Below are 7,449 nucleotides of genomic sequence, written 5' to 3'. Positions count from 1 at the left end.
CACCACGCACCACACCCGGCACCTCCCGACCCTCGGCCAACGCCGAAAGCCCCGCCAGGAAACCCTCCCGCTCCCCCGCCAGCACCACCGCACGGCGGTCGAACAGCGCCCGGGTGCTGATCAGCGCCTGCCCGATGCCGGCGGGCGACAGCTGCGGGTGCTCGCTGGCGTAGGCCAGCAGCCGCTGGGCCTGGTCCCGCAGCGCCGCGTCCGACTTGGCCGACACCACCCACGGCAGCACCCCGTCGACGGCCGCGGTGACCTCGCCGGCCGCGCTGGGCGCCTCCGCTCCGGTCGCGTCGCCGTCTTCTTCCTGCTGCGGGGCCTGCTCGACCACCACATGGGCGTTGGTGCCACTGACGCCGAACGACGACACGCCAGCCCGGCGCGGACGCTCCGCCTCGGGCCACGGCGTGGTCTCGGTGAGCAGCCGCACCGCGCCCACGGACCAGTCCACGTGCGGCGACGGCTCGTCCACGTGCAGCGACCGCGGCAGCACGCCGTGCCGCATGGCGAGGACCATCTTGATCACACCGGCGACACCGGCGGCGGCCTGGGTGTGCCCGATGTTGGACTTGACCGAGCCCAGCCACAGCGGGCGGTCGTCGGTGCGCTCCTGGCCGTAGGTGGCCAGCAGCGCCTGCGCCTCGATCGGGTCGCCCAGCGTGGTGCCGGTGCCGTGCGCCTCCACCGCGTCCACGTCACCGGTCGACAGACCGGCGCTGGCCAGCGCCTGCCGGATCACCCGCTGCTGCGACGGGCCGCTCGGCGCGGTGAGGCCGTTGCTCGCACCGTCCTGGTTGATGGCCGTACCGCGCACCACGCCGAGGATGTGGTGCCCGTTGCGCTGGGCGTCGGAGAGCCGCTCCAGCAGCAGGACGCCCACGCCCTCGCCCCAGCCGGTGCCGTCGGCGGCCGCCGCGAACGGCTTGCAGCGGCCGTCCGCCGCCAGGCCGCGCTGCCGGCTGAACTCCACGAAGAGTTCCGGGGTGGACATGATGGTCACGCCGCCCGCCAGGGCGAGCGAGCACTCGCCCTGCCGCAGCGCCTGCGCCGCGAGGTGGAGCGCCACCAGCGACGAGGAGCACGCGGTGTCGACCGTGACGGCCGGGCCCTCGAGGCCGAAGGTGTAGGAGATGCGGCCGGAGACGACACTGGCCGCGCTGCTGGTCACCAGGTAGCCCTCGACGTCCTGCGACGCCTGGCGCAGGTGGGTGCCGTAGTCCTGGCCGTTGCTGCCCATGAAGACGCCGGTGCGGCTGCCCCGGAGCGCGCCGGGGTCGATGCCCGCGCGCTCGAACAGCTCCCAGCTGGTCTCCAGCAGCAGCCGCTGCTGCGGGTCCATCGCCGCGGCCTCGCGCGGCGAGATGCCGAAGAACGCCGGGTCGAAGTCGCCCGCGTCGTGCAGGAAGGCTCCTTCGCGGACGTAGCTCTTGCCCAGTTGCTCCGGGTCGTCGGCGTACAGCGACTCCAGGTTCCAGCCGCGGTCGGCGGGGAACTCAGTGAGCACGTCCTCGCCGGTGAGCAGCAGCTGCCACAGCCCCTCGGGGGTCCGGACCCCGCCGGGGAAGCGGCAGCTCATCGAGACGATGGCGATGGGCTCGTCGTCGGCCGCGACCGTGACCGGCGCGGTGGCGTCCGGGCCGTCCTGCGTACCCAGCGTCTCCACCCGCAGCTGCCGGGCCACGGCGATGACGGTGGGGTGGTCGAAGAGGAGGGTGCTCGGCAGCCGCAGGCCGGTTGCCGCGTTCAGCCGGTTGCGGAGGGTGACGGCGGCCAGGGAGTCGAACCCGAGTTCCTTGAAGGCGCGGCCGGTGTCGACGGTGTCCGCCGAGGCGTGGCCGAGCACCGCGGCCACCTGACGGCGGACCAGCTCCAGCAGGTGGCGGTCCTGTTCGTCCCGGGACAGTCCGGCGAGCCGCTGCCGCAGCGTGGCCGCCGCGTCGGCGCCGGCCTCTGCCGCGGTCTCCTCGGTCCGCCGGGTCGGCAGCAGCTCATCGAGCAGCCGGCTCGGCCGGGTACCGGTGAAGGTCCGCGCGAACGTCTCCCAGTCGACGTCGGCGATCACCGGCGCCGCCACCGGCTGGGACACGGCCTGCCGCAGGGCGGCCAGGGCCGATTCGGGTGCCATCGCGGGCAGCCCGTGCCGGCGCCAGGTCCCGGCCACCGCGTCCGCCATGCCGCCGTCGGCCCACGGGCCCCAGGCGATCGAGGTCGCGGGCAGGCCGGCGGCCCGCCGCTGCTCGGCCAGGGCGTCCAGGTACGCGTTCGCCGCGGCGTAGTTGGCCTGACCGGCCGTGCCCACCGCCCCGGAGAAGGAGGAGAACAGGACGAAGGCGGTCAGGTCCAGGTCCGCGGTCAGCTCGTGCAGATGCCGGGCCGCTTCGGCCTTGGACCGCAGCACCGGCTCGAACCGCTCCGGCGTCAACGCGTCCAGCACACCGTCGTCCAGCACACCGGCCGTGTGCACCACAGCCGTCAGCGGCACCTCCACCGGGATCCGCGCCAGCACCCCGGCCAGCGCCTCCCGGTCGCCCGCGTCACACGCCTCGACCGTCACCCGCACACCCACACCGGACAGCTCCGCGACCAGCTCCCGCGCCCCGGGAGCCTCCACACCCCGCCGGCTCACCAGCACCAGATGCTCAGCCCCGTGCCGCGCCAGCCACCGCGCCACCTGCCCACCCAGCGCACCGGTACCACCGGTGACCAGCACACTCCCCGACGGACGCCACTCGGCCACCCCGGCCCGGGCCACCGCCCGCACCAGCCGCCGCGCCAGCACACCCGAAGAACGCACCGCCACCTGCGACTCGGCCACCACACCGGCCAGCACCGCCGCGAACCGCCCCGCGGCCCGCCCGTCCAGCACCTCCGGCAGATCCACCACACCGCCCCAGCGGTCGACGATCTCGGCGGCGGCCACCCGGCCCAGACCCCAGATCTGCGACTGCACCGGCTGACGCACGGGGTCGGCCGCCCCGGTGGAGACGGCGCCGCGGGTGACGCACCACAGGGGGGCGTCGACCCCGGCATCGCCCAGCGCCTGCGTCAAGTTCAACGTGAGGCCGAGACCGACCGGCACCGAGGGCAGGTCGGACGAACGGTCCTCGGTCAGGCCGAGGAGGGACAGCACTCCGCTGAACGGCTCGGTCCGCCCGGCCGCGGCCTGCCGCACCAGCCCGGTCAGCGCGGCCCGGTCACCACCCGCCGCACACTCCACCACCACCGGCCGGCCACCGTGATCGGCGACCGCCGCCACACTCCACGCGACCCACTCCGCACCCGCCGCACCAGCCGGCACCACCACCAGCCAGTCACCCGGAACCACGACCGCACCCGCGTCCGGCACCGGCGACCACGCCACTCGGTAACGCCAGCCCTCCACCCGCGACCGCTCCCGGCTCTGCCGACGCCACGCCGACAACACCGGCAGCACCGCCGCCAACGACTCACCAGCCGCCGCATCACCCTCCGCGTCCAACGCCAACGCATCACTCAACGCCGGCAGATCAGCCCGCTCCACCGCATCCCAGAACGCCGCGTCCACACCCTCCCCGGACACCACATCCCCAGCCACCGGCACCGACTCCAACCAGTACCGCTCCCGCTGGAACGCATACGTCGGCAGATCCACCCGACGCCCCACCACCCCGGACGCGGTCAGCAACCGCGACCAGTCAACCCCCGCACCCCGCACGAAGATCTCCGCCAACGCCTCCGCCAGCGAACCCGCCTCCGCACGGTCCTTCCGCAGCACCGGCGCGAACACCGCCTCCGGCACCGACTCCTGGCCCATCGCGGACAGCACACCGTCCGGACCCAGCTCCAGGAACGAGACCACATCCCGCCCGGCAAGCGTCCGCACCCCGTCGGCGAACCGCACCGCGTCGCGCACATGCCGCACCCAGTACCCCGGCGAGCACAACTCCTCCGCCGACGCGACCTGGCCGGTCACGTTGGAAACCACCGGAATGACCGGCTCCTGGTACGTCAGGCTCCGGGCGATCCGCTCGAACTCGGCCAGCATCGGCTCCATCAACGGCGAGTGGAACGCATGCGACACCCGCAGCCGACGCGTCTTCACCCCCCGAGCCGACAGCGCCTCCGCGACCTCCACCACAGCCGCCTCGACACCCGAGAGCACCACGGACGCCGGGCCGTTGACGGCCGCGACCCCCACCAGGTCCTCACGGCCGGCCAGCAGCCCCCGGACCTCTTCCTCCGTGGTGTTCACCGCGATCATCGCGCCACCAGTGGGCAGGGCTTGCATCAGCCGGCCACGCGCCGCGACCAGCGCACACGCGTCATCCAGCGACCACACCCCCGCCACATACGCCGCCGCCAGCTCACCGATGGAATGCCCGCCCACGAAGTCCGGCGCCACACCGAAGGACTCCACCAACCGGAACAACGCCACCTCGACCGCGAACAGCGCACACTGCGTGAACACCGTCTGATCCAGCAACCCCGCATCCGCAGAACCGGACTCGGACTCGGGCTCGGCGAAGACCACCTCACGCAACGGCCGGTCCAACACAGCGGCACCATCACCGGCACTGATGGCGTCGAACCGGGCGCACACCGCGTCGAAAGCATCCGCGAACACCGGATAGGCCGCATACAGCTCCCGGCCCATCCCGGCCCGCTGCGAGCCCTGGCCGGAGAACAGCACCGCGGACTTGCCCGGCACCACCGTGCCCAGCACCACACCCGGCACCGGCTCACCCGACACCACACCCGAAAGCCCCGCCACCAGGCCATCGCGGCCCTCCGCCAGCACCACGGCCCGGTGCTCCAACACCGACCGCGACGTCACCAGCGAATACGCCACATCCCCCACCGGCACCTGCTCACCGGAGACGAACGACCGCAACCGCTCCGCCTGCCCCCGCAGGCCCGCCGCGGACCGCCCGGACACCACCCACGGCACCACCACACCCGCCGCAGACGCCGCCTCAGCCGACTCCGCCTCCACAGGCACCGACTCCACCGGCGCCTGCTCCAGCACCACATGCGCATTGGTGCCACTGATGCCGAACGACGACACACCCGCCCGACGCGGACGCTCCACCTCCGGCCACACCTCGGCCTCGGTCAACAGCCGCACCGCACCCGCGGACCAGTCCACATGCCCGCTGGGCTCGTCCACGTGCAGGGTCCGCGGCAGCACACCATGCCGCATGGCCAGCACCATCTTCATCACACCGGCCACACCGGCCGCGGCCTGGGTGTGCCCGATGTTGGACTTCGCCGAGCCGATGAGTAGCGGCCGGGTCTCCGGCCGGTCCTGGCCGTACGCGGCGATCAGTGCCTGCGCCTCGATCGGGTCACCCAGCGACGTGCCGGTGCCGTGCGCCTCGACGGCGTCCACCTCGGCCGCCGACAGACCCGCACTCGCCAGCGCCTGGCGGATCACCCGCTGCTGCGACGGACCATTCGGCGCCGTCAGACCATTCGACGCACCATCCTGGTTCACCGCCGAACCGCGCACCACCGCCAGCACGGTGTGCCCGTTGCGCTGGGCGTCCGACAGCCGCTCCAGCAGCAGCATGCCGACACCCTCGGACCAGCCGGTGCCGTCGGCGGCCGCCGCGAACGGCTTGCAGCGGCCGTCCGCCGCCAGGCCCCGCTGCCGGCTGAACTCCACGAACAGACCAGGGGTGGACATGACGGTGACGCCGCCCGCGAGGGCGAGCGAGCACTCGCCCTGCCGCAGCGCCTGCGCCGCCAGGTGCAGCGCCACCAGCGACGACGAACACGCGGTGTCCACCGTCACCGCCGAGCCTTCGAACCCGAAGGTGTAGGAGATGCGGCCGGAAGCGGCACTGACGGTGTTGCCGGTCAGCAGGTAGCCCTGTAGGTCCTCGGTGGCGTCGTGCATCCGGGGCCCGTAGTCCTGGGACATCGCACCGACGAACACGCCGGTCTGGCTGCCACGCACGCTCTCCGGGTCGATCCCGGCCCGCTCGAACGCCTCCCAGCTGGTCTCCAGCAGCAGCCGCTGCTGCGGATCCATCGCCAGCGCCTCACGCGGCGAAATACCGAAGAACGACGGGTCGAACTCGCCCGCGTCGTAGAGGAACCCGCCCTCCCGGGCATAGGTCTTCCCCGGGGCGTCCGGGTCGGCGTCGTAGAGGTTGTCGAGGTCCCAGCCGCGGTCAGCGGGGAACGCCCCGATCGCGTCGCCGCCGGACACCAGGAGCTGCCAGAGGTCTTCCGGGGAGCGGATGTCGCCGGGGTAGCGGCAGCTCATCGCCACGATGGCGATCGGCTCGTCGTGGAAGGCGGCGGTGGCCGCGGTCCCGGCCGTGGCGGGGCCGTGCTCGGCACCCAGCAGGACCTCGCGCAGGTGCCCGATGAGCGCGGTGGGGGTGGGGTAGTCGAAGAGCAGGGTGGTGGCGAGCCGCAGTCCGGTGGCCGCGTTCAGCCGGTTCCGGAGTTCCACGGCGGTGAGCGAGTCGAAGCCGAGGTCCTTGAAGGTCCGCTTGGTGTCGACGGCGTCCGGGCCCGCGTAGCCGAGTTCGATGGCCACCTGGGTGCGGACCAGGTCCAGCAGGGTCTCCTGCTGCTCGGCCTGGTTCAGTCGGCTCAGTCGCTGCCGCAGTGCGTCGGCCCCGGTGGCGGCGGGCGCGCCGGCCTCGGTCGGGTACGCGTCTGCGGTGTCCGGCTGCCCCGTACGGTCGGAGACCGCCGGGCGTACCGTGTCCAGCCAGTAGCGCTGACGCTGGAAGGCATAGGTCGGCAGGGCGACGCGCCGGAGGGCGTCGGTGCCGTGGGCCCGCAGCCAGTCGACCGGGGCGCCGGCCACGTGCGCCTCGGCGAGCGAGGTGCGGAACCGGTCCAGCCCGCCCTCGTCCCGACGGAGGGAGCCGACCGCCGCCGCCTCCACCCCCGCGTCCTCGGCGGTCTGCTGAATGCCCATGGTCAGCACCGGATGGGCACTGGCCTCGACGAACATCTGATGCCCGGAGTCCAGCAGCAGGCGCACCGTCTCGTCGAAACGGACGGTCTGCCGCAGATTGCGGTACCAGTAACCGGCATCCAGCCTGGCGGTGTCGACCTCCTCCGCCGTCACCGTGGAGTAGAACGGAACATCCGACGACCGGGGAGCGATCCCGGCGAGCGCGCCGGTCACCTCCTCCTCGATCCGCTCCACATGTGCCGAATGCGAGGCGTAGTCCACCGGCACCCGCCGCGCCCGCACACCCTCGCCCTCACACTCCGCGAGCAGTTCCTCCAACGCCTCCGGATCCCCGGACACCACCACCGCGGAGGGCCCGTTCACCGCCGCGACCGACAGCCGGTCATCCCATCGCGCCAACCGGGCCTCGGCCTCGTCCCGGCCCACGGCCACCGACACCATGCCGCCCAGACCCGACAACGCCAGCAACGCCCGGCTCCGCAGCGCCACCACCCGCGCCGCGTCCTCCAACGACAACGCACCCG

The 7,449-nt window shown here is 73.2% G+C and carries 1 protein-coding gene; it reads right to left on the bottom strand.

Annotated features, from left to right (window positions below; genetic code table 11):
* On the bottom strand, positions 1–7,449 hold a 7,449-nt coding region (locus ACH4B3_RS34080), incomplete at both ends, for a type I polyketide synthase (RefSeq protein ID WP_398469645.1).

This window comes from Streptomyces sp. NPDC018031, assembly GCF_044327625.1.
In the GTDB taxonomy this organism is placed as follows: domain Bacteria; phylum Actinomycetota; class Actinomycetes; order Streptomycetales; family Streptomycetaceae; genus Streptomyces.
Note: the sequence above shows the minus strand (reverse complement) of the source record. Positions and strands in the feature narration are given on the sequence as shown.